Genomic DNA, 23,329 nt, shown 5'->3' with positions numbered 1-23,329 from the left:
GGTTACGGTGCGCCGCCGCGGGCGATCAGTTCCTTGGCCAGCCTGCGGTAGGCGTCAGCCCCCACGTGGTTCCCCGCGTAGCTGGTGATGGGTTCGGCGGCGACGGTGGCGTCGGCGAACTTGATGGAGCGCTTGATGACGGTCTCGAAGACTTTGTCGCCGAAGGCCTCCACCAGGCGGGTAATGACCTCCCGGCTGTGAAGGGTGCGGGCGTCGTACATGGTGGCCAGCACGCCGTCCACCTGCAGGCGCGGGTTCAACCGGTCCTGGACTTTGTCGATGGTTTCGACCAGGAGCGCCACCGCGCGGAGCGCAAAGAACTCGCAGATCAGCGGAATGATGACACCGTGCGCTGCCGTGAGGGCGTTGACAGTCAGGAGGCCGAGGGACGGCTGGCAGTCGATGAGGACGACGTCGTAATCGTCTTCGACTTTCTTGAGCGCACGGTCCAGGACCTGCTCGCGTGCCACTTCGTTGACCAACTGGACTTCCGCGGCGGAGAGGTCGATGTTGGCCGGCAGGAGGTCGACGTTCTCGACGCCGGTCTGGTGGATGGCGTCGCGGATGTCCACCTTGCGGTCCATCAGGACGTTGTAGACGGTGAGGTCAAGCTCGTGCGGATTGACGCCCAGGCCAGCCGAGAGCGCGCCCTGGGGGTCAAAGTCCACCAGAAGGACGCGGCGGCCGTATTCCGCGAGCGCTGCGGCGAGGTTGATGGTGGAGGTCGTCTTCCCGACGCCGCCCTTCTGGTTGACCATGGCAATGACGCGGGCCGGGCCGTGGGAGGACAGCGGCGCGGGTTCCGGGAACTCCCGGTATGGGCGCCCGGTGGGGCCCATCACCGCGTTTTCCAGGTCGAATTCCGTGCCCTCCAGAGTTGCTGAACCCTGTTCGCTGCTCACGTATCTGTCCACACTTTCGATGACGGTGATTTCCTGCCGCTGGCTCGCCAGCGCCGTTCGTTCTGATCCTTAGGTTACAGCGCCCGACACGGCATTCGACGGAACTTGACTTTCCGCGAATGTTGAGCCTTGACCCTCTAGTAGAGGTCGAAGGTTGTGGGTTGAACACAACAAAACCGCCCCTGCAGCGGGGGCTGCAGGGGCGGTTTCGGGCGTTGCCGCAGGTGACGGTCAGGCCTTGGCGACCTCGCGGGCGCCTTCTTCCTTTGGTGCCATTTCGCCATGCCCGGCGATCATGGTCTGCTCATCGAACGGGGCCTCGCCGGAGAGGACGCGGGTGACCTGGCCGCCGTCGATCTCCTTGACCCAGGTGCCGATCAGGACGGTGGCGACGGCGTTGCCGGTGAAGTTGGTCAGTGCACGGGCTTCGGACATGAAGCGGTCGATGCCGACGATCATTCCCACGCCGCCGAGCAGCTCGGGACGGTGTGCCTGCAGGCCCGCGGCGAGGGTGGCCAGCCCGGCACCGGTCACACCGGCGGCGCCCTTGGACGCAATGATCATGAAGATCAGCAAGGAGATCTGGGCGCCGAGGTCCAGCGGGGTACCCATGGCGTTGGCAACGAAGAGGGACGCCATGGTCAGGTAGATGGCTGTTCCGTCAAGGTTGAAGGAGTATCCGGTGGGAACGGTGACGCCGACGACGGGCTTGGACACGCCCAGGTGTTCCATCTTGGCGATCAGCCGCGGGAGCGCAGCCTCGGAGGAGGACGTGGAGAAGATGAGGAGGTATTCGCGGGCCAGGTACTTCATGAGCTTGAAGATGTTGACGCCGGCCACCACCTGGAGGAGCCCGCCGAGGATCACGACGATGAACAGCGCACAGGTGATGTAGAACGCCACCATCAGGGTGAACATGCTCACGATGGCCTGGACGCCGGTAGCGCCCACGACGGCGGCGATGGCACCGAAGGCGCCGACCGGAGCGAGCCACATGATCATGATGAGGATGCGGAACACCAGGGCCTGGCCGTGGCCGATGGCCTTCAGGATCGGAGCGCCCTGGGGGCCCATCTTTTGCAGTGCGAAGCCCACCAGGATTGCCGCCAGCAGGGTGGGCAGCACGGGGATGTCGCTGGGGATGATGCCCAGCAGGAAGTCGACGGTGCTGTCTGTAGCTGCCTTCTTGTTGGGATCGTAGGGCGTGAGCTTCAGGCCCTCACCGGGGTGGATCAGGTTGCCGACCACCAGGCCGATGGCCAAGGCGAAGGTGGACATGATGACGAAGTAACCCAGCGCCAGGCCGCCCACCTTGCCCACGGTAGCCGCCTTGGCGATGGAACCGATGCCCAGGACGATTGTGCAGAAGATGACCGGCGCGATCATCATCTTGATGAGCTTGATGAACCCGTCGCCCAGCGGCTTGAGGTTCTTGGCGACCTCCGGGAACAGCAGGCCCACCAGTGCGCCCAGGATAACTGCCGCGATGACGGCGATGTACAGGTAGTGGGACTTGTCCAGTCCCTTGCGCCGCGGCGTCGCAGTTCCGAGCGACTCTCCTCGTTGAGAAGCCATGATGTGTCTCCTTGTGGATATTCTGATAGACGCTGCGGCACAGGCTCTGGGCTCGACACGTCCTTGCAATGTGATATCCATCATTGGGCACCCCGTGATCCAGCTCACCGTTGCGTTCATATTGGTCGCGGCACCCGCAGGGTCAGATGGAGGTACGCATGATCCACCGTTGGAGTATCGCCCGCCGGCTCTTCGTGGCAAACCTGCTGATCGTGGTGTGCTTCATCGCCATCGTAGGAACTGCCGCCTACCTCGACGCACGGGACCGGACCTATGATGAAGCCGGCCGCCGGATGGAAGGCGTGGCCGCCTCCATCGCCGCCAATCCGCTCGTGCTGCAGGCCGCTGCCACGCCGGACCCCTCCGTCCTGCTGCAGCCGTACGCCAAGGATGTCACCGCCGCGGCACGGGTAGACTTCATCACCATCATGGCCCCCGACCGGACCCGCTGGACGCATCCCAGGGATGAGGAACTGGGCCGGCCCTACATCGGCTCCATCGATGCCGCCCTGCAGGGGCGCACCTTTACGGAAGTCACGGCGGGTACCCTCGGCCCTTCCGTCCGGACCATCGTTCCGGTCAAGGATTCAGCGGGAACAATCCAGGCACTGGTGGCTGTTGGCGTTACGGTCCGCAACGTCGACGTTGCCTTCGCTGCCCGGCTCCCCGTGCTGCTCGCCTTGGGAATTGCCCTGCTGGTGGGCGGGTCCCTGGCCTCGTGGCTGCTGGGCCGGTACCTCCGCCGAGTGACCCGCGGCTGGGGCCCCGAACAATTGGCCCAGCTCTTCGCCTACTACGAGTCGGTACTCCACTCGGTCCGCGAAGGGCTGATCCTGATCGATGCCAGGAAGCGGGTGGTGATGTACAACGACCAGGCCGCCGAGCTGCTGGGCCTTGCCGAGACCGGAAGCAATGATCCCACCAAGCCGCCATCGTTGGCCGATCTCCCGCTGGACAGCGAGCTTCGCAGCCTCTTCGAGTCCGGACGCACCACCAAGGACGAGATGGTCCTGACAGGTTCCCGCGTGCTGGTGGTCAACCAAGGCCCCGCCCGGGGTCCGGAGTCCCCCGGTGCGCGCGGCAAGGTGCCGGTGTACGGAACGGTTGCGACACTCCGTGACAGGACGGAGATCGAAGCGCTGGGCAACGAGCTGCAGACCATGCGGACCCTGTCCGATGCGTTGCGGGCGCAGACCCACGAACACGCCAACCGGCTGCACACCATGGTCTCGCTCCTTGAGCTGGGCCGGACCGGGGAGGCCCTGGACTTTGCCACGAAGGACCTGGCGTTGAGCCAGCAGCTGACCGATGACATGGTGAGCTCCATCGACGAACCGGTGGTGGGCGCCTTGGTCATGGGAAAAGTGGCCGAGGCCCACGAACGCGGGGTGCAGCTGGACGTGTCCACCCTGGGTTCGGGCTCGACGCCTGGTGTGGCCGTCCAGGACCTGGTGACGATCATGGGCAACCTGCTGGACAACGCCATTGACGCGGCAGCCGATGCTCCCGCTCCGCGGCGGGTCCAGCTGACCCTGGAAGCGGACGAGGAAGGACTGGACATCGCCGTCAACGATTCCGGGACCCCCATCGACCCGGCCGATGCCGAACTGATCTTCCGGCATGGCTTCAGCACGAAGCCGGCCGGTCCCGGAGGCCGGGGGGTCGGACTGGCGCTGGTCCGGCAGGCTGTGGGGCGTTTGGGCGGTACGCTGGCCATCAATGGACGGAACGGCGCCAAGTTCGAAGTATTCCTGCCCGCAGCGGTGCCCCCGGAAAAGGAGCACAGCCAGTGAGCAACATCCGGGTCCTCGTCGTTGAGGATGAAGCGATCGCCTCCGCAGCCCACGCCGCCTACGTGGGGCGGCTGCCCGGATTCGAGCTCGCCGGGACCGCCCCGGACGGCCAGTCGGCCCTGCGGCTGCTGAACGAGTTCGTGGCGGCCGGAGAGCCCGTGGAACTGGTCCTGCTGGACATGAACCTGCCGGACCTGCACGGCCTGGACATTGCCCGGCGCATGCGTTCGGCCGGAATCCTTGCCGACATCATCGCCATCACCGCCGTCCGCGAATTGGCCATCGTCCGCAGTGCCGTCGCCATCGGCGTGGTCCAATACCTGATCAAGCCGTTCACGTTCGCCACGTTCTCCGACAAGCTCGAAAGCTACCGCCAGTTCAGGCAGCAGCTGGCCGGGGCAGGTGCCGGGGCAGGCAGAGGGGGCGCTTCGCAGAGTGATGTGGACCAGGCCTTCGCCAGCTTGCGGGCTCCCTCGGAGTTGCCGCTGCCCAAGGGGCTTTCCACCTCCACCCTCGGTTCAGTCCAGGAGTTCCTCCGCCAACAGCCCGGGGCAGTCTCTGCCACCGAAGTCATGGAGGCCCTGGGAATGTCCCGGGTAACGGCACGGAGGTACCTGGAGTACCTTGCCGATGCCGGCACCGTTTCCCGTACGGCCCGCTACGGCACCCCCGGCAGGCCTGAGAACGAATACCGGTGGACCGCCCGCTGAGGTCCAGGGCCGCATACTCCTGCGGCTCAGTCTCCGGCTGCGCGTTCCGGCCGCAGTACGCCGGCCAGTTGGACGATGACCCCGGGGTCCTCGATGGTTGACGGCACGGTGTACTCCTCTCCGTCGGCGATCTGCCGCATGGTCTTGCGGAGGATCTTTCCGGATCGGGTCTTGGGCAGGGCCTCCACCACCGTGACGTGCTTGAAATCCGCCACCGCGCCGATGTCCCGCCGCACCAGGGCGACCAGGTCTTTCTCCAGGAGGTCCGGGGGTATGTCCACCCCGGATTTGAGCACCACATAGCCGCTGGGGCGCTGGCCCTTCAGGGAGTCCGCGACGCCGATCACCGCGCATTCGGCAACGGCCGGGTGCTGGCCGATCACCTGCTCCATGGCACCGGTGGAAAGCCGGTGCCCGGCGACGTTGATGATGTCGTCGGTGCGGCCCATCACGAAGAGGTAGCCGTCCTTGTCCCGGTAGCCGGAGTCTCCGGTGGCGTAGCTCCCCTCGAACGCCTGCAGGTAGGAGGAGATGTACCGCTCGTCATTCCGCCACAGGGTGGCAAGGGTGCCTGGCGGGAGCGGCAGGTCGAGGACTATGTTGCCCTCGGTGCCGGCTTCCACCTCCTGGCCGGCCGCGTCGAGGATCCGCAGCCTGAAGCCGGGCATCGGAACACTGGGCGAGCCCGGCTTGATCGGCAGTGTGTCCAGTCCGCGCGGGTTGGCGCAGATGGCCCAGCCGGTCTCGGTCTGCCACCAGTGGTCCACCACGGGCACGCCGAGGACTCGGGAGGCCCAGTGGAAGGTGTCGGTGTCGAGCCGCTCCCCCGCGGCGAAGAGGGTCCGCAGGCTGGAGATGTCGTAGTTCTTCACCAGCATGGCCTCCGGGTCGGCCTTGCGGATGGCCCGCAGCGCGGTCGGGGCGGTGAAGAGCACGTTGACCCTGTGGTCCTGGATCACCCGCCAGAACGCACCGGCGTCGGGGGTTCCCACCGGTTTGCCCTCGTAGATCACGGTGGTGGCGCCGGCCAGCAGCGGACCGTAGACAATGTAGGAGTGGCCCACCACCCAGCCCACGTCCGAGGCGGTCCACATGACGTCGCCGGGACCGACGTCGTAGATGTTTTCCAAGGTCCAGCGCAAGGCGACGGCGTGGCCGCCGTTGTCCCGCACCACGCCTTTGGGGGTGCCTGTGGTCCCGGAGGTGTACAGGATGTAGAGGGGATCCGTGGCCATGACGTCCACCGGTGCGGCGGGATCCGCGGATGCCATTTCGCTCTCCCAGTCCAGCCAGCCGGCGTGGTCCGCCGCGGAGTCCTTGAAGCCGTCCCGGCCCTTGACCAGCACCGGGGTCGCCGGCGTTCCGGCGAGCTCCAGCGCCTCGGCGACGGCCGGCAGGTACTCGATCCGGCGGGAGGGCTCGAGCCCTCCCGAGGCGGTGACGACGACGGCGGGGGCGGCGTCGCGAATCCGGGCGGCAAGTTCCTTGGGGGCGAAGCCGCCGAAGACCACCGAATGGATCGCGCCCAGGCGGGCAGTGGCCAGCATGGCGATGGCGGCCTCAGGAATCATGGGCAGGTAGATCACCACCCTGTCGCCCTTGCCCACACCGTTACGCCGGAGCACTCCGGCGAAACGGGCCACAAGTTCGGTGAGTTCTGCATAGCTGAAGCGCTGCTGGATGCCCAGCATGGCGGAGTCGTAGATCAGTGCCGTCTGGTCTCCGCGGCCTGCGGCCACATGCCGGTCCAGCGCGTTGTAGCAGGTATTCAGCTCACCGTCGGGGAACCAGCGGTAGACAGGGGCGCGGCTCGAATCCAGGGCGCGGGTGGGCTGGACGCTCCAGTCGACGGCCCGGGCGGCGTCTCGCCAGAAGTCCTCCGGCCGCTGCACGCTGCGCCCATAGCATTCCCGATAGCTGCTGGTGCCCATGAAGTCATCCCGTCCACGACATTGTGATGCAGGTCATGCTAGTTCCTTCGAGGACTCACCACAAGGCCCGTGTATACAGAACTGCGGCAAAAGGCAGGAGATGGGTGAATTTGCTTGGTCGATCAGCAGTCTTTGTATACACTAATGTTCATCTACCGAGGAAGGAGACTCCCGTGCGTGCCAGCGAGAAGGCCTACGCCGCCCTCCGGGACGACATTGTCGAATGGCGGCTTGCCCCCGGGACGGTCCTGGCCGAGGTGGAGCAGTCCGAACGGCTCGGCGTCTCGCGCACCCCGCTGCGCGAGGCCCTCGGCCGGCTCACCGCGGAAGGCCTGACGACGCCGGGCGGCCGCGGTGTGGTGGTCACGGATATCTCCCTTGAGGACATCGACGAACTGTTCGAACTGCGCGAAACCCTTGAAGGCAAGGCTGCTGCGCTGGCTGCCAGCCGAGGCGATGCCGCCACTTTCGAACAGTTGCGGGGTGAACTGGTCCGCGCACCGGAGATGATCAACGGTAACGATCCCACGCGCCACGAGTACTACGAGCTGGTGGGACGCCTGGATACCGCCATCGATGCCGCCATCTCCAACTCCTACCTGGCCCAGGCCATGCGAAGCCTTCGCGTGCACTTGGTCCGCATCCGCAGGTTGGCCGCCGATGACGCCGCGCGCCTGGCGGCCGCGGCCGCCGAGCACGCCGCGATCGCCGAGGCAATCGCCGCAGGCAACCCCAGGCTCGCCGAAGCAGCCACGATTGTGCACCTGCACCGCAGCCTCTCCCACGTCAAAGCAACCCACGCATCCCACCACAAGGAGCACCATGGTTAAGGAACACCACGTCCGCGTCTACAAGAGCGAAGAGAACCTGGCCCGCGAGGACCAGCTTGCCTTCAAGATCGCCAAGGTGGCCGCGGATCCTGTGGCGGTTACCGATGACGTCACCGACATGGTGATCAACCGGATCATCGACAACGCCTCCGTGGCCATCGCGTCCCTGAACCGGGCCCCCATCGTTGCCGCCCGCGCCCAGGCGCTCACCCACGGCCCCACCACCGGCGGCAAGGGCTCGAAGGTCTTTGGTATCGAGGAGCGCGTGGCCCCGGAATGGGCGGCCTGGGCCAACGGTGTCGCGGTCCGCGAACTCGACTACCACGACACGTTCCTGGCCGCGGACTACTCCCACCCGGGCGACAACATCCCGCCGATCCTCGCCGTTGCCCAGCATGTCGGCTCCAGCGGCCAGGACCTGGTGCGCGGCATCGCCACCGGCTATGAGATCCAGGTCAACCTGGTCAAAGCCATCTGCCTGCACAAACACAAGATCGACCACGTGGCCCACCTCGGCCCCTCCGCCGCGGCCGGCATCGGCACCCTGCTGGGCCTCGACGTCGAAACTATCTTCCAGTCCGTGGGCCAGGCACTGCACACCACCACCGCCACCCGCCAGTCACGCAAGGGCGAGATCTCCACCTGGAAGGCCCACGCCCCCGCCTTCGCCGGCAAGATGGCCGTGGAGTCCGCCGACCGTGCCATGCGCGGCCAGACCTCCCCCGTGCCCATCTACGAAGGCGAAGACGGCGTGATCGCGTGGATGCTCGACGGCCCGGACGCGTCCTACATGGTCCCGCTCCCCACCCCCGGCGAGGCCAAGCGTGCCATCCTGGACACGTACACCAAGGAGCACTCCGCCGAATACCAGGCCCAGGCCTGGATCGACCTGGCCCGCAAGCTGCACGGGGAACACCCGGAGGTCACCGACCCGGCCAACGTCGAGTCCGTGCTGATCAAGACCAGCCACCACACGCATTACGTGATCGGCTCCGGCGCCAACGACCCGCAGAAGTACAGCCCCACCGCATCCCGCGAGACCCTGGACCACTCCATCCCGTACATCTTCACCGTCGCGCTGCAGGACGGCGCCTGGCACCACGTCGACTCCTACGCCCCGGAACGCGCCGGCCGGCCGGACACGGTGGAACTGTGGCACAAGGTCACCACGGTGGAAGATCCCGAATGGACCCGCCGCTATCACTCCCCGGACATCGCCGAGAAGGCCTTCGGCGGCTCCGTGGAAATCACGCTCAAGGACGGCACCGTCATCACCGACCAGATCGCCGTCGCCGACGCCCACCCGCTGGGCGCCCGGCCGTTCGCCCGGGAGCAGTACGTCAACAAGTTCCGTACCCTTGCCGCCGGGCTCGTGGAGGAGGCCGAGATCGAAAGGTTCCTCGCCGCCGTCGAACGCCTCCCCGACCTCGCCGCGGGCGAGCTGGACCAGCTGAACATCACCGCCGCCCCCGGCGTCATCGACCTGGCGGCAGCACCGAAGGGACTCTTCTGATGCTGTATTCGAAGACCACCCCGGAACAGAAGCGGATCCGGTTTCGGCAACTGCTGGCCTCCGGGACCATCCAGCAGTTCCCCGGTGCCTTCAACCCGCTCTCCGCGCGACTGATCGAGGAAAAGGGCTTCGCCGGGGTGTACATCTCCGGCGCGGTCCTCGCCAACGACCTCGGCCTGCCGGACATCGGGCTGACCACCCTTACCGAGGTGGCCACCCGGGCCGGGCAGATCGCCCGGATGACAGACCTGCCCTCGATCGTGGACGCCGACACCGGCTTTGGCGAACCCATGAATGTGGCACGCACCGTGCAGGAACTCGAGAACGCGGGCCTGGCCGGCCTGCATATCGAGGACCAGTTCAACCCCAAGCGCTGCGGCCACCTCGACGGCAAGAACGTGGTGGACCTCGAGACCGCCACCAAGCGGATCCGCGCCGCGGCCGACGCCCGGCGCGATCCGAACTTCCTGATCATGGCGCGCACCGATATCAGGGCCACCGACGGACTCGAGGCGGCACAGCAGCGCGCCAAGGCCCTCGTGGACGCGGGAGCGGACGCAATCTTCCCGGAAGCCATGAAGGACCTCAGCGAATTCCAGGCCATCCGCGATGCCGTGGACGTCCCGATCCTGGCCAACATGACCGAGTTCGGCAAAAGCGACCTCTTCACGGTTGACCAACTGGCCGGCGTCGGCGTCAACATGGTGATCTACCCGGTCACGCTGCTCCGTAGTGCCATGGGCGCTGCTGAGCGTACTCTGGAATCGATCAAATCCGACGGCACCCAGGAGGCCCAGGTTTCGAGCATGCTGACCCGCGCGCGTCTCTATGACCTCGTCGACTACGAGGCCTACAACCGCTTTGACACCGGGGTCTTCAACTTCCAGATCCCCGGAATCTGACACCCCCACCGGACTGCCGGCCCCGGCCGGTCAACAGGCGTTAGGAACAAAGGAGTTTCAGCATGGCTGAAAATGAGATCAAAAAAGGCCTCGCCGGCGTCGTGGTGGATTACACCGCGGTATCGAAGGTCAACCCGGACACCAACTCGCTGCTCTACCGCGGCTATCCTGTCCAGGAACTGGCTGCCAAGTGCAGCTTCGAGGAAGTCGCCTACCTGCTGTGGAACGGGGAGCTGCCCGCGAAAGAACAGCTCGCCGAGTTTTCCGCGCGGGAACGGGCCGGCCGGGCCCTGGATCCGGTGGTCAAGACAGTCATCGACGCGTTGCCCACCACGGCCCATCCGATGGATGTTTGCCGCACCGCAGCCTCGGTGATGGGCGCACGGCACCCCCTGGCCGAAGATTCGTCCCGGGACGCCAACATGGCCAAGGCCATCGACCTGTTCGCCGCCATGCCCGCGGTGGTGGCCTACGACCAGCGCCGCAGGCACGGCCAGGACGTGGTTGAACCGCGCGATGACCTGGGCTACTCGGCAAACTTCCTCTGGATGGCCTTCGGCGAAGAACAGGTCCCGGAAGTGGTGGAGGCCTTCAACGTCTCGATGATCCTCTACGCTGAGCACTCCTTCAACGCCTCGACTTTCACCGCCCGCGTGATCACCTCGACACTCTCGGACCTGCACTCCGCAGTGACCGGAGCCATCGGAGCCCTCAAGGGTCCGCTGCACGGCGGCGCCAACGAAGCCGTCATGCACACCTTCGACGAGATCGGCATCCGGCAGGAGGAATCCCTCGAAGAAGCCGCTGCCAGGGCCAAAGCATGGATGGAAGATGCCCTGGCCCAGAAGAAGAAGGTCATGGGATTCGGCCACCGCGTCTACAAGCACGGCGACTCCCGGGTTCCCACCATGAAGGCCGCCTTGGACAAGATGATCGCCCACTACGGCCGCCCGGAGCTGCTGGGACTGTACAACGGGCTGGAAACCGCGATGGACGAGGCCAAGGCCATCAAGCCCAACCTCGACTACCCCGCCGGGCCCACCTACCACCTCATGGGCTTCGACACCCCTACCTTCACTCCCCTGTTCGTGGCCAGCCGGATCACCGGCTGGACCGCGCACATCATGGAGCAGTTGGACTCGAACTCGCTGATCAGGCCGTTGAGCGAGTACAACGGCGTGGAGGAACGGCACCTTCCCTAGCGGGTGGTGGACGACGGCGGCCCGGGCACCGAAGTGCCCGGGCCGCCGTCGGGCGTTAATCGCCATGGCTGTCCTGAAACACCGTGGCTGTCCAGGCGAAGGTTGCCCGGCAGGTCAGCCCAATAGGCTTTCGGACGAGGCGACGGATTCGTTGTCGGCCTCCATGGTGACCACGACCCTCACGGTCCCGCCTTCGAGCACCACGGGGAGCCAGTGGTCCGCGTCCTGCCACATCCGCTCGACCGGCAAGGTATCCACCGGGAACCATTCGGGCAGGATCTCGTCGCTGGGGGCCGGCTCGCCGTGCCACAGGCGGGCGGTGAAGAGCCTGGTCTGCATGTTCCATTCCGGCCGGGCCGGGAAGACGAAGTGGACCGATCCGGCGTCGGCCAGGTCTTCCACCTGCAAAACCACACCGGTTTCTTCCAGGACTTCCCGGACCGCGGCCTGCTGGTCGGTCTCCCCCGGTTCAACGTGGCCGCCGATGCCCACGATCTTGCCCTTGCCGAAACCTGTCTGCTTCAGCCCCAGAAGGACCTCAGTCCCGTCGGCCCCGTCGCGGAGCAGGAAGCAAAGAGTCACGGCGGCTGCGGTCATGGCTCCAGCCTAACCGGCACCTCCGCGGATACCGGACTGCATCACGCCTGCTGCCACGGGCCTTTCCCCATTGCTACAGTGAGGCCCATGAACCCGGCTGGAGAGGACCACTCCACCCCTGCACCAAAAGTTGGGGCCGTGCTTCGCCGCCCCGTGCCGTTGCCGGGCTGGCTGGCCCGGAATCCGCTGTATGCCGGGTGGGCGTGGACCGGTGCGTGGGCGGTGCTGATCGTTGCCGACGAGTACCTGGACTTGGCCGGCTGGACCTGGTACATCTGCGTGGGGATGGCCGCCCTGCCCACCTTGGCGTGCACTGTGGCCGTGCTTCACGCAACTCCGCGCCGGTACCTCCGGCCAACACGGGAATCTGTGCTGTCGCACTTCTTCGTCAGGTTCCTGGCGTTGACTGCCGCTTTCCTGGTGTGGGGCATCTCGGTCGTGGCCAGCGCCTCAATTTCAACCACGGTCCAGGCGCTTGCCGGCGATTCGGAGCGGGAAGTCACCTCGCTCGGACTCAGCCTGCTCGCCGCGGCCGTCCCGCTGGTTGTGTCCGTGCTGTGGATGGCACTGATCGTGCGCTGCGCGTGGTTCCTGCGACGCCTTCGGGGCTGGCGCCAGGTACCGGTGCATTCGCGTGTGCCGTCAGGGTTCCTGCACCGCTCGCCGCAGCTCCGGCAGGTAGTGGTTGCCCTCGCCCACCCGGGGCTGCTGCTCGTGGCCGGACTGGGCACTTCGATCCTGGCCCTGTCCCTCGGCGCAGCGGAAGTAACCCTGGACCTGGCCGGGTAAACGATCTTTTCCTGCCGCCGGCAGGCCCCGGGGCCGGCTAGCCCAGAGCCCTCGGATGGGCGGCGGCGTAGATCTCCCGCAACGTATCGGCCGTGACCAGCGTGTAGACCTGGGTGGTGGTTACGGAGGCGTGGCCCAGCAGTTCCTGCACCACCCGGACATCGGCGCCGCCTTCGAGGAGGTGGGTGGCGAACGAGTGGCGCAGCGTGTGGGGTGAGACGTCCCTGGTGATGTTGGCTTTCTCCGCAGCAGCCTTCAGGATGGTCCAGGCGCTCTGCCTGCTGATCCGTCCGCCGCGGGCATTGAGGAACAGGGCCGGTGTGCCTTTGCCCTTGGCGGCGAGCAGCGGGCGGCCGCGGACCAGGTAGGCATCGAGGGCGCGTGCCCCGTACGACCCCAGCGGGACCAGCCGTTCCTTCGAGCCCTTGCCGAACAGCCGGACGATGGCGGGACCCGCCCTGGGCTCCGCGAGGGTGATGTCATCGACGTCCAGCCCCACCGCCTCGCTGATCCGCGCTCCGGTGGAATAGAGGAACTCGAGCAGGGCCCGGTCCCTCAACCCGGTGGCAGTGTCAGTGCCCGCGGCCTCGAGGATGCGGGTCACCTCGTCCACACTGATGGCTTTGGGCAGCCGTTTGCCGGCCATCGGCGGATGGACTTCGCTGGCGGGATCGGCCGGCGTGTACCCTTCGAGGGCCCAGAACTTGTGCAGTCCCCTTACCGCCACCACTGTCCTGGCCGCTGACCGCACTCCCAAGGCGGAGCCGCCGTCGGAACCGTCGGAGAGGGCGCGGACGTAACCGGTGACGTGGTGCCGGGTGATGTCCTCCGGGCGGCTGCAGCCGGCGCCCGCGAGGTACCGGGCGTACCGGGCGAGATCGCGGCGGTAGGCCGCCAGTGTGTTGGCGGCCAATCCCCGCTCCACGCCCACGTGTTGCAAATAATCGGTGATGGCCCGGTCGATGGCCCCGGAACGTCCTGCTGCCGGTTCCGCGTCTGCAGCGGCCGCAGCGGTTCGCGGCGCCGGTCCGGCGGAAGGCACCGGTTCAGCCGAAGGACCGGGACCCATCAGCGCTGGCTGGGGTGCGCGGGCCAGGGGGCGTCGGCTGGGCGGAGTTCCTGGAAGTTGCCGGCACGGGCGGCTGCGGCGGCAAGGATCCCGACGACGGCGGAGGGGTTGTGCAGGCGCCCGGCCAGGACGGAGGCCACCGCATCGTCCAGGCTGATCCAGTGGAACTCGATCTCCGCTTCCTCGTCGGTCCGCTCGTGGCGTTCGTGGTGCGGGATCTCGGTGAGGTCGCGGGCCAGGTAGATGCGGATTGCTTCGCTGGACGAGCCGGGCGAATTGAAGACGTCGGCAAGGACGTTCCAGGTTCCGGCGGCAAGGTCGGCTTCCTCGGCAAGTTCGCGGGCGGCGCCCACCACGAAGTCTTCGCCTTCGACGTCGAGCAGGCCGGCCGGCACCTCCCACAAATCCATCCCTACCGGGTGCCGGTACTGCTTTAGGAGCAGGATGCGGCCCTCGGCATCCATGGGCAGGACAGCCACTGCCCCGGGGTGGTCGATATAGTCGCGGGTCAGCGCATCCCCGGACTCGGAAAGCTGGAAAGTGTCGCTGACGACGTCCCAGATCCGGCCCTGGTACACCTTCTCGGTAGACAAAAGACGGCGCGGGCTTGGTGCATCCGAAACCTGCGTTGCAGGGGTGGTTTCAGGTGTACCAGGCATCGCGCCGTCCTTCTTCTGCTCTATTGACTACTTAGCGGTAACCGTACCGGATGCCGCGGCCTTCCCGGCCACGGGCGCAGCCGTGTCGGCAACCGCCTGGGATCCGGCGCCTTGGTGGTCCAGGGCCGCCTTGACCAGGCCGGCGAACAGCGGGTGCGGGCGGGTGGGCCGCGAGCTCAGCTCGGGGTGCGCCTGCGTGGCCACGTAGTACGGGTGAACGTCGGCGGGCAGCTCGACGAACTCCACCAGCTTGCCGTCCGGCGAGGTACCTGAGAAGACCAGGCCCTTGTCGGCAATCTGCTGGCGGTACTTGTTGTTGACCTCGTACCGGTGCCGGTGGCGTTCGCTGACGGTGGTGGCGCCGTACGTTCCGGCGATGACCGAGCCTTCGTCAAGCTTGGCTTCGTAGAGGCCCAGGCGCATGGTTCCGCCGAGGTCTCCGCCCCCTTCGACGAACTCGAGCTGTTCCTCCATCGTGGCGATGACGGGGTATTTGGAGTCCGGTTCGAACTCGCTGGAAGAGGCACCCTCCAGGCCCACCACGTTGCGGGCGTACTCGATGACCATGCACTGCAGGCCCAGGCACAAACCCAGGACGGGGAGCTTGGTTTCGCGGGCGAACTTCAAGGCGCCGAGCTTCCCTTCCAGTCCGCGGATGCCGAAGCCGCCCGGCACGCAGATGGCGTCGACGCCGTCGAGCGCCTTAATGGCGCCTTCGCGCGTCTCGCACTCGTCGGACGGGACCCAGCGGATCTTTACCTTGGCTTCGTTGGCGAAGCCGCCGGCGCGCAGTGCTTCGGTCACCGAAAGGTAGGCGTCGGGCAGGTCGATGTACTTGCCCACCAGGGCGATCTCGACGTGGTGCTTGGGGTTGTGGACGGCGTCGAGCAGTTTGTCCCAGCTGGTCCAGTCGACGTCCTTGAACGGCAGGTCGAGGGCCCGGACGATGTAGGAGTCCAGTCCCTGGGAGTGCAGGGTCTTGGGGATGTCGTAGATGCTCGGGGCGTCGGCGGCGTTGACCACGGCGTCGATGTCGACGTCGCACATCCGGCCGATCTTTTCCCGCATGGCTTCGGGAACCTCGCGGTCCGAACGGATCACGATCGCTTCGGGCTGGATGCCGATGGAGCGCAGCGCGGCCACGGAGTGCTGCGTGGGCTTGGTTTTCAATTCCTGGGACGGCCCGATGTAGGGCACCAGCGAGACGTGCAGGAAGAATACGTTTCCGCGGCCGATGTCCTGGCGGACCTGGCGGGCGGATTCGAGGAACGGCTGGGACTCGATGTCGCCAACGGTGCCGCCGATTTCGGTGATGATGACGTCGGGGGCGTTCTTTCCCTCGGCGGGCAGGCGCATGCGGCGCTTGATCTCATCCGTGATGTGCGGGATGACCTGGACGGTGTCGCCGAGGTATTCGCCGCGGCGTTCCTTCGCGATCACCGTCGAGTACACCTGGCCGGTGGTCACGTTCGCGGAACCTTCAAGGTTCTCGTCGAGGAAGCGCTCGTAGTGCCCGATGTCGAGGTCCGTCTCGGCGCCGTCGTCGGTCACGAAGACCTCGCCGTGCTGGAAGGGGTTCATTGTGCCCGGATCCACGTTCAGGTAGGGATCGAGCTTCTGCATCGTCACGGACAGGCCGCGGGCCCGGAGCAGGTGACCAAGGCTTGAAGCCGTCAGTCCCTTACCGAGCGAGGACGCCACACCGCCGGTGACGAAAATGTGCTTCGTCGTCTTGGAGGAGCCCGGGAACCGGGAATTTACACGGGAATTTGATCGCTGCACCACGGAATTCGAGCCTATCATCAATTCAGCCGTCCCGTCGTTGTCCCGTCAGGCCCGCTGGGGCAGGAGCTTGGCGTCGTCCAGCAGTTCGCGGGCGTGTGCCTGCGCGGATTCGGAGTCCTCCTGGCCTGCCAGCATGCGGGCCAGTTCACGGACCCGTTCGGGACCGTCAAGGAGGCGGACATCACTGGACGTGAAGCCTGTGGCGGTTTTGCCGTCCGCTCCCCTGACCGAGGTTTTGGTCACAGTGATGTGCTGGTCAGCGAAAGCAGCCACCTGGGGAAGGTGGGTGACCACCAGCACCTGCACGTGTCGGGCCAGCATCGCCAGCCGCCGGCCGATCTCAACGGCGGCCCGTCCGCCCACCCCGGCGTCCACCTCGTCGAAGACGAACGTGGGGACCGGATCCACGGCGGCAAGCACTACCTCGATGGCCAGCATGACGCGGGACAATTCACCGCCGGATGCACCCTTGCCCAGCGGCCGGGCCGGAGCGCCGGAATGGGGCTGGAGCAGGAAACTGATGTCGTCCGCGCCGTGCGGGCCCAGTTGTCCGGCTGGTTCCAGGTTGATCACCAGGGTGGCGTCTGCCATGGCCAGCGCCGTCAATTCGGCGCTGACACGGGCCGAGAGGTCCTTGGCGGCCTTGGACCGGATCTTGCTGATGGCCGCCGACTGCTTCTGGAGCTCCGCTTCGGCCCGCACCACCTCGGCGTCCAGCGCCTCGATCCGGGAGGAGTCGTCCTGCAGTTCGTCGTACCGAACCCGCGCAGTTTCAGCCCACACCAGCACCTCGTCAATGGTGGGTGCGTACTTGCGGACCAGCTTGGCCAAGGCGCCCCTGCGGTCCTCGATTTCGGCAAGCCGTTCCGGCCCTTCCGAGTCCAGTCCTGCCTGGTAGCTGGCAAGTTCCGTGGCGATGTCGTTGAGCAGGAAACCAACTTCGGCCAGGCGTGCGGCGGCGGAACCGAGCTCGGCATCGTGCTCTGCCACATGCTCCAGGGTGCGCTTTGCAGCATCCACAAGCGTGGTTGCATCGGCGGCTTCGCCAAAGTCCTCGGCGATGAGGGCCTGGTGGGCGGTGCTGGCGGCGATCCGGAGTTCCTCAACGTTCGCAAGCTTTACGGCTTCGGCCTTCAGCTGCTCGTCCTCGCCGGGCTGGGGGTCCACGCCGTCGATCTCCGCGAGGGCTGCCTCCAGCGACTCCGCTTCCCGGAGCCGGTCGCGGGCGGCGCTGCGCAGGCTGTCCAGCTCTGCCTGGCTGGCCTTCCACCGGCCGTAGAGCTCCTGGTAGGCGGCCAAGGGCCCGGCCAGGACATCGCCGGCGAACTTGTCGAGCGCCTCCCGCTGGGCCGTGGCGCTCTTGAGCCGGATCTGGTCCGACTGGCCATGCACCACCACCAGCGACTCGCCGATCTCGGCCAGTACACCCACCGGAGCGGCCCGGCCGCCCAGGAACGCCCGGCTGCGTCCGTCCGCGCCCAGGCGGCGGGCCAGGATCAACTCGGCGCCGTCGTCGAACTCTTCTGCGTCCGCACCGGCATCAAGGGCGCGGGCGATGGCCGGGTGCCCGGCTTCAAGCTTCAGGACGGCCTCGGCCGTGGCGCTCTTCGCGCCGCTGCGGACGGCCCCGGCATCCGACCGGGCACCCAGCAGGAGGCCGACGGCGGTGACCACCATGGTCTTGCCGGCACCGGTTTCGCCGGTCACCACGCTCAGGCCCGGGCCGAGCGGCAGCGTTGCGTCGGTGATGACGCCCAGATCGCGGATTCTCAGTTCTTCAATCATGGATTCACTTTGCAGTCGACGGATCGGGGTCGCCGCCGGCGCCGTCCGGCTCCGGGACCTGCAGCGGCGGCATGGGCCGTGGCGTGCGGACCAGCGGGATGGGGCCGGTGTGCACTGCGTCGGCTTTGGGCACGGGGCCGCGCCAGCCGTGGATGGGCAGTTCGAACTTGCGGACCAGGCGGGCGGAGAAGGGGGTCTGGTGGGTGCGGGCCAGCCGCACCGGGTTGGCGGACTTGGTGACCTCGACGCGGGCGCCGGGCGGCAGGTCCACGGAGCGCCGGCCGTCACACCACAGCACACCCTGCGCGTCGGTCCGGCCGAGCACCTCGACGGCCAGCCTGGACCGGGGCGAGACAACCAGTGGCTTGGCAAACAGCGCGTGCGCACTGATGGGCACGATCACCAAGGCTTCCACTTCCGGCCAGACCACGGGTCCGCCGGCAGAGAACGCGTAGGCCGTGGAACCGGTGGGGGTGGCCAGTACGATGCCGTCCGAGCCGAAGGACGTGAGCGGGCGCTCATCCACTTCGGTCACAACTTCGAGCATCCGTTCGCGGTTGGCCTTCTCGATGGCGGCTTCGTTTAAAGCCCAGGTGTGCCAAATCTTTTGTCCCCTGACCCACACCTGGACGTCAATGGTCATCCGCTCTTCCACCGTGTATTCACGGCTGGCGATCCAGTCGACGGTCTGGGCCAGGTCCGCCCGTTCGCTTTCGGCCAGGAAGCCCACGTGCCCAAGGTTGACGCCCAGCAGGGGCACGTCCTCCTCGCGTACCAGTTCGGCTGCGCGCAGGATGGTTCCGTCGCCGCCAAGGACCATGACGAGTTCGACGTCGGACAGCTGGACATGGTCGTGGAGCACCTCCACCGGCTGGGCCAGGTGGCCAAAAAAACGCTCCATGTCCCCCAGTTCGGACTCCTGCATCACGGGGACGATGCCCGACGCGTGCAGCAGGGCGCAGGCTTCCCAGGCAGCCTTCAGTGATTCCTCGCGGCCGGTGTGGGCAAGGACCAATACACGCCTGCTCATCAGGTTCCGCTCTCTAGTGGTTCGGCCAGATTTGTCCGAGCAACGCAGCGGCTGCTGCCTCTCGCTCTTCGATCTTAGGCAAGTCTTGGGTGTTCCTGCGTTTTATCCACAGGAAGTATTCGACGTTGCCATCCTGTCCCGGAAGCGGGCTGACCGCCAGCCCGCACAGGTCCAGGCCGGCGTCGAGCGCCGCCATGGCGACTTTCTCTACGGCCAGCCTGCGTTCGCGCTCCGACGTGACCACGCCAGTCCTGCCCAGGCGGTCCTTGCCGATTTCGAATTGCGGCTTCACCATGAGCACCAGGTCGCCGCCAGGGTCGGTGCAGGCCGCCAGCGGCCCCAACACCAGGGTGAGCGAAATGAAGGAGAGGTCGGCCACCGTCAGGGCGCACGTCCCGACGATGTCCTCCGGCACCATGTACCGGACATTCATTCCCTCGTGGACGGCCACGCGCGGGTCGTTGCGGAGGTGCGGCACCAACTGGCCGTGCCCGACGTCGACCGCCACCACGTGCGCGGCCCCGCGGCGGAGCAGGACGTCCGTGAAGCCGCCGGTGGAGGCGCCGGCGTCAAGGCACCTCTTGCCCTGGACGGTGATCGCCGGAAAGGCGTCAAGGGCACCGGCCAGCTTGTGACCGGCACGGCTGGCGTAAACATCCTGGTCATCATGCTCGACGGCGATGTCCCGGCCGTCATCGATCTGGAGGGATGCTTTGGCGAGGACCTGGCCGCCGGAACTGACCTTGCCTTCCGCGATGAGCGACGCCGCGTGCGTGCGCGACCGTGCCAGGCCGCGGGCCACCAGTGCCTGGTCGAGGCGGACGGGCATCAGGCGCTGCCTCCTGCGGGAGCATTGGCGGCAGGTGCGCTATCCGTGGGATCGGTGTTGAGCGCGGCCAGCAGGTCGTCGTGAAGCCGGTTGTACAGGTCTTCGTGACCGGCGGTTGGAAGCCGGGGTATCTCCTGGAGACTGTCGACGGCCTGCGCCACGCCTGGATCGGGGATGTCCTGTCCGACGGCCTGCGGCCACTCGGGAGCAGGCTGGGCTGGCACGTTGTCCGCTTCGGTCAGCTCAGTCATGGAACCATCCTAGTGATCCATCCACACCAGCTTGGGCGCCTGCGGGGCGGATGCGTCCGGGGTCGCAGCCCACCAGGCGGCACATGCTGCCCGCCAGGAATCAAGGTCTTCCTTGCTGCCAATGATGCCCACCGCGCCGTTGGCCACGCGTGCCGTCGCCTGGCCGCATGCGTACGTGCCGTCGTCGTGCGTCACGTCCGGGTACGGACGGTGCAGCCCGGCAAGGTCTTCGATGATGTAGTCGGGCCGTTCCGCGGACCGCGCCGCGAGGATGCTTTCCCGGGTATCGACGCCGGTCAGGACGGCGACCGTGGCAAAGCCTGCGTTGTTGCCGCCCAGGATGTCCGTGTCCAGCCGGTCGCCCACGACCAAGGGACGCTCGGCACCGAGGCGCTTGGCGGCGGAGTGGAACAGCGGTGCCTCGGGTTTGCCGGCGACTTTGGGCTTCTGTCCCGTCGCCGCCGCGACGGCGGCCACCAGGGTCCCGTTCCCGGGTGCGATGCCGCGGGCCTGCGGAATGGACATGTCGGTGTTTGTTGCAACCCACAGGGCACCGGCAGACACCACATAGGTGGCTTCCGCCAGGTCCTTCCAGCCGATGGACGGGCTGAAGCCTTGCACCACGGCCACGGGTTCCTCGTCCTGGCTGCCAACCGGTACCAGGCCTGCCAGCTCTATTTCCCGGGCCAGCGCGGAACTGCCGGTGATCAGGACCCGTGAGCCGGCCGGGAGAAGCGAGGCCAGCAGGTCCGCCGCCGCTTGGGACGAGCTGACCACCTGGTTGTCCTCTGCCGGGGCACCGAGCTCTCGAAGGTGCCCGGCCACCTCCGCCGGGGAGCGGGAGGCGTTGTTCGTTACGTAGCCCAGCCCGATGCCCAGCCCGGAGAGCTGCTTCAGCGCATCGACGGCTCCCGGGATGGCGTGCGGGCCGGCGTAGACCACGCCGTCCAGGTCTGCGAGGAGTGCGTCGAAGCGGGAAACCAGGGAAGCGTCACTCATCCGGTGTCAGTCCTCCCGGCGTTCGTCGATGTGCTGGGCGCTGTCTGCCCCGTCTTCGTGGCTTTGTTCCGAGGCGTCGGTATCAAGCTCGTCCTCTTCCACCGAGTCCGGGTCGGATTCGGCGTCGTCGGAGACGAAGTAGTCGGCGTCCTGGTCGTCGAGGTTGCTGTCCTGTACCGTCTTGGCCGCGGTGGCGCGACCAGCCTGGGCGCTTTCCGGGGAAGGAGCGGCGGCGTCTTCGGTTTCGGAGCCCCGTGCTTCCGGGGACGTGGACGCACGCTCCAGCAGCTTCCGGCGTTCGGCTTCTTCCCGGGCTTCTTCCTCTTCGTCCCAGCCAAGGTCGATGATTTCGGGTTCTTCATCGACGCCTTGGCCAAGGGCGTCTTCGGCAACGACGGCCTGCCTGCTCCACTTTTCCGACTCTGCCTGGCGGCCAACCGCGGCGAGGGCGTCGGCGTAGGCGCGGAACAGCCGCGGGCTGTACGAGAATGCGCGGTTGATGTCCAGCTGCTGGATCTCGAGCTCGGCTACAGCGGCATCCAGCTGGCCCAGGTCGGTCCGGGCGCCGGCCGCCACGATGGCCAATTCCACCTTGCCGGGTGCGTCAAGGTCCTGGGCTTCCTCGGAACGGGCAACATCCAATGCCCTGTCCGGACGTCCCAGGCCGCGTTCGCAGTCGGCCATGACAGGAAGGTGGACGTTGGAGCCGCTGATCCGGCGGAACGTACGGAATTCGCGGAGCGCCTCGCCGTAATGCCCGGCGGCGTAGGCGGTCAGGCCCACCGCTTCACGGACGGCTGCGAGCCGTCCACCACGCCGGCTTGCGGCGAGGGCATGCTGGAACGCCAGCTCAGGTTCGTCGTCGATCAACCGGCCGGCCATCACCAAGTGGCGGGCCACCCACTCAGCACTCTTCGGCTCGAGGGTCTTGATCTGGTGGTGCGTGGCGCGGTCCAGCTCCTTGCCCGTGACGTCCTCATCGATTTCGGGCGAACGTTCGCGGTCCGGCCGGTTGGCGCTGCGGAGATCGGCTGCGTTCGGCACGCGGACGGGGCGCTCCTCCTGGCGGTCACGGCCGAAGCCACGAGGACCCGAGCCGCCCCGCCCGGATTCTGAACGGGAATCTCCACGATCGAAACTGCGGGGCGCGCGGTCCTGGCGGTCCCCGAACGGCTTGCGGTTCTCGCCGCCGCTGAATCCACGACGATCCCCCTCGCCATCACGACGGGGACGGTCACCATACGGCTTACGGTCACGGTCGCCGAACGGCTTACGATCACGGTCACCGAACGGCTTACGATCACGGTCACCGCCGCCGCTGAATCCACGACGATCCCCCTCGCCATCACGACGCGGACGATCCCCGAACGGCTTACGGTCACGGTCACCGCCGCCGCTGAATCCGCGACGATCCCCCTCGCCATCACGACGCGGACGATCACCAAACGGCTTACGATCACGGCCACCACCACCGCTGAATCCACGACGATCCCCCTCGCCATCACGACGCGGACGATCACCAAACGGCTTACGATCACGATCACCACCACCGCTGAATCCACGACGATCCCCCTCGCCATCACGACGCGGACGATCACCAAACGGCTTACGATCACGATCACCACCACCTGCAGAACCGCCACGGGGGTCACGGTCTGACCTGGAGCGGAACCCGCGCGGGTCCCCGCCGGAATTGTTGTTGCCTCGGAAGGCCCCCCGGTCATTGCCGCGGTTGCCACCGTTGTGCTCGGCCATTTGGATTCCTCCTGTTGTGAGCCGACCACTGGCGCAACTGCAGCCGCTCGTTTTGTTTCCTACGCAACCCGAAATCAACCGCTTCGAAGTCCGTGTATCTTCATCAATTCTAGTGGAGACGCCAAATCCCCCGGGACGGCGATAGCCCTGACGGCCGAATCGTGGCCATCTTCACAAAGGAGGCCTGGCTCGTGCTCCGAACGCCCGCTCACATCCTGCAGCCCCAACCCCAACGCCCGCTCAGATGTGAGCGGACGCAAGTCGACTGCGTGCAAGGTGTGAGCGGGGGTTGCGGGGTTAGGTGTCGGGTGTGAGTGGGCGTGGTGGTGGTGGTGGGTGGTGGTGTTTTTAAATGTGGGAGGCCCCAACCGTGTTGGTTGGGGCCTCGACCAATGTGTGTGTCCGGCGGTGTCCTACTCTCCC

General features: G+C 66.8%; 20 protein-coding genes. 7 read left to right on the top strand and 13 right to left on the bottom strand.

Features of this window, described 5'->3' with window-relative positions; genetic code table 11:
- Positions 1-2 precede the first annotated feature (2 nt).
- Positions 3-902 (bottom strand): AAA family ATPase, encoded by a 900-nt coding sequence (locus DFO47_RS15190; protein WP_018763515.1) that lies wholly within the window; start codon positions 900-902, stop codon positions 3-5.
- Positions 903-1,133: 231 nt separating this feature from the next.
- On the bottom strand, positions 1,134-2,477 hold the full coding sequence (locus tag DFO47_RS15185) for a cation:dicarboxylase symporter family transporter (protein WP_109864344.1): 1,344 nt from the start codon (positions 2,475-2,477) through the stop codon (positions 1,134-1,136).
- A gap of 158 nt (positions 2,478-2,635) precedes the next feature.
- On the opposite strand from DFO47_RS15185, the gene DFO47_RS15180 reads away from it, so the two are divergent.
- Positions 2,636-4,270 carry a sensor histidine kinase gene (locus DFO47_RS15180; RefSeq protein WP_133832204.1) on the top strand — a complete coding sequence of 545 codons (1,635 nt, stop codon included), beginning with the start codon at positions 2,636-2,638 and terminating at the stop codon, positions 4,268-4,270.
- Entirely contained in the window at positions 4,267-4,980 is a 714-nt protein-coding gene (locus DFO47_RS15175; RefSeq protein WP_018763512.1) for a response regulator, read from the top strand. Before DFO47_RS15180 ends, DFO47_RS15175 begins: the two co-directional genes overlap by 4 nt.
- A gap of 26 nt (positions 4,981-5,006) precedes the next feature.
- Here the strand turns inward: DFO47_RS15175 and DFO47_RS15170 are convergent, their stop codons facing one another.
- A complete protein-coding gene (locus tag DFO47_RS15170) occupies positions 5,007-6,911 on the bottom strand; it encodes a propionyl-CoA synthetase (protein WP_133832203.1) in 1,905 nt (634 codons plus the stop codon).
- Between the two features lie 173 nt (positions 6,912-7,084).
- Here DFO47_RS15170 and DFO47_RS15165 point away from each other — a divergent pair, with 173 nt between their 5' ends.
- From DFO47_RS15165 to DFO47_RS15150, 4 genes are all read left to right on the top strand, one after another.
- Positions 7,085-7,741, top strand: a complete 657-nt coding sequence (locus DFO47_RS15165; protein WP_018763510.1) for a GntR family transcriptional regulator — start codon at positions 7,085-7,087, stop codon at positions 7,739-7,741.
- Entirely contained in the window at positions 7,734-9,254 is a 1,521-nt protein-coding gene (locus DFO47_RS15160) for an MmgE/PrpD family protein (protein WP_133832202.1), read from the top strand. The genes DFO47_RS15165 and DFO47_RS15160 overlap by 8 nt, the downstream gene beginning before the upstream one ends.
- The gene (gene prpB, locus DFO47_RS15155; protein WP_018763508.1) at positions 9,254-10,156 is read left to right on the top strand and encodes a methylisocitrate lyase; all 903 of its coding nucleotides are present in this window, start codon (positions 9,254-9,256) and stop codon (positions 10,154-10,156) included. Before DFO47_RS15160 ends, prpB begins: the two co-directional genes overlap by 1 nt.
- A 62-nt stretch (positions 10,157-10,218) precedes the next feature.
- On the top strand, positions 10,219-11,358 hold the full coding sequence (locus DFO47_RS15150; RefSeq protein WP_018763507.1) for a bifunctional 2-methylcitrate synthase/citrate synthase: 1,140 nt from the start codon (positions 10,219-10,221) through the stop codon (positions 11,356-11,358).
- Positions 11,359-11,472: 114 nt separating this feature from the next.
- Here the strand turns inward: DFO47_RS15150 and DFO47_RS15145 are convergent, their stop codons facing one another.
- On the bottom strand, positions 11,473-11,955 hold the full coding sequence (locus tag DFO47_RS15145) for an NUDIX domain-containing protein (protein WP_109864180.1): 483 nt from the start codon (positions 11,953-11,955) through the stop codon (positions 11,473-11,475).
- Positions 11,956-12,042: 87 nt separating this feature from the next.
- On the opposite strand from DFO47_RS15145, the gene DFO47_RS15140 reads away from it, so the two are divergent.
- Positions 12,043-12,744 carry a hypothetical protein gene (locus DFO47_RS15140; RefSeq protein ID WP_109864179.1) on the top strand — a complete coding sequence of 234 codons (702 nt, stop codon included), beginning with the start codon at positions 12,043-12,045 and terminating at the stop codon, positions 12,742-12,744.
- A gap of 37 nt (positions 12,745-12,781) precedes the next feature.
- Here the strand turns inward: DFO47_RS15140 and xerD are convergent, their stop codons facing one another.
- The 9 genes from xerD to DFO47_RS21345 are packed head-to-tail and all read right to left on the bottom strand — an operon-like array spanning position 12,782 to position 22,195.
- Entirely contained in the window at positions 12,782-13,813 is a 1,032-nt protein-coding gene (gene xerD / locus DFO47_RS15135) for a site-specific tyrosine recombinase XerD (RefSeq protein WP_208294418.1), read from the bottom strand.
- On the bottom strand, positions 13,813-14,472 hold the full coding sequence (locus DFO47_RS15130) for an NUDIX hydrolase (protein WP_133832201.1): 660 nt from the start codon (positions 14,470-14,472) through the stop codon (positions 13,813-13,815). The genes xerD and DFO47_RS15130 overlap by 1 nt, the downstream gene beginning before the upstream one ends.
- Before the next feature lie 27 nt (positions 14,473-14,499).
- The gene (locus DFO47_RS15125) at positions 14,500-16,275 is read right to left on the bottom strand and encodes a CTP synthase (protein WP_133832200.1); all 1,776 of its coding nucleotides are present in this window, start codon (positions 16,273-16,275) and stop codon (positions 14,500-14,502) included.
- A gap of 27 nt (positions 16,276-16,302) precedes the next feature.
- Positions 16,303-18,042: a DNA repair protein RecN gene (recN, locus tag DFO47_RS15120; protein ID WP_133832199.1), complete on the bottom strand. Its 1,740-nt coding sequence runs from the start codon at positions 18,040-18,042 to the stop codon at positions 16,303-16,305.
- 4 nt (positions 18,043-18,046) lie between these two features.
- Positions 18,047-19,072 carry an NAD kinase gene (locus DFO47_RS15115; protein WP_026265079.1) on the bottom strand — a complete coding sequence of 342 codons (1,026 nt, stop codon included), beginning with the start codon at positions 19,070-19,072 and terminating at the stop codon, positions 18,047-18,049.
- A 13-nt stretch (positions 19,073-19,085) separates the two neighbouring features.
- On the bottom strand, positions 19,086-19,901 hold the full coding sequence (locus DFO47_RS15110) for a TlyA family RNA methyltransferase (protein ID WP_133832198.1): 816 nt from the start codon (positions 19,899-19,901) through the stop codon (positions 19,086-19,088).
- Positions 19,901-20,152 (bottom strand): hypothetical protein, encoded by a 252-nt coding sequence (locus DFO47_RS15105; protein WP_133832197.1) that lies wholly within the window; start codon positions 20,150-20,152, stop codon positions 19,901-19,903. Before DFO47_RS15105 ends, DFO47_RS15110 begins: the two co-directional genes overlap by 1 nt.
- 9 nt (positions 20,153-20,161) lie before the next feature.
- Positions 20,162-21,151, bottom strand: coding sequence for an HAD-IIA family hydrolase (locus DFO47_RS15100; protein WP_018763497.1), 990 nt, complete (start codon positions 21,149-21,151; stop codon positions 20,162-20,164).
- A 6-nt stretch (positions 21,152-21,157) separates the two neighbouring features.
- A complete protein-coding gene (locus DFO47_RS21345) occupies positions 21,158-22,195 on the bottom strand; it encodes a hypothetical protein (protein WP_243835497.1) in 1,038 nt (345 codons plus the stop codon).
- Positions 22,196-23,329 lie beyond the last annotated feature (1,134 nt).

Origin of the sequence: Arthrobacter sp. AG258, assembly GCF_004364695.1 — a bacterium.
Taxonomy (GTDB): Bacteria; Actinomycetota; Actinomycetes; order Actinomycetales; family Micrococcaceae; genus Arthrobacter.
This window is presented reverse-complemented; position numbering and strand designations above follow the sequence as displayed.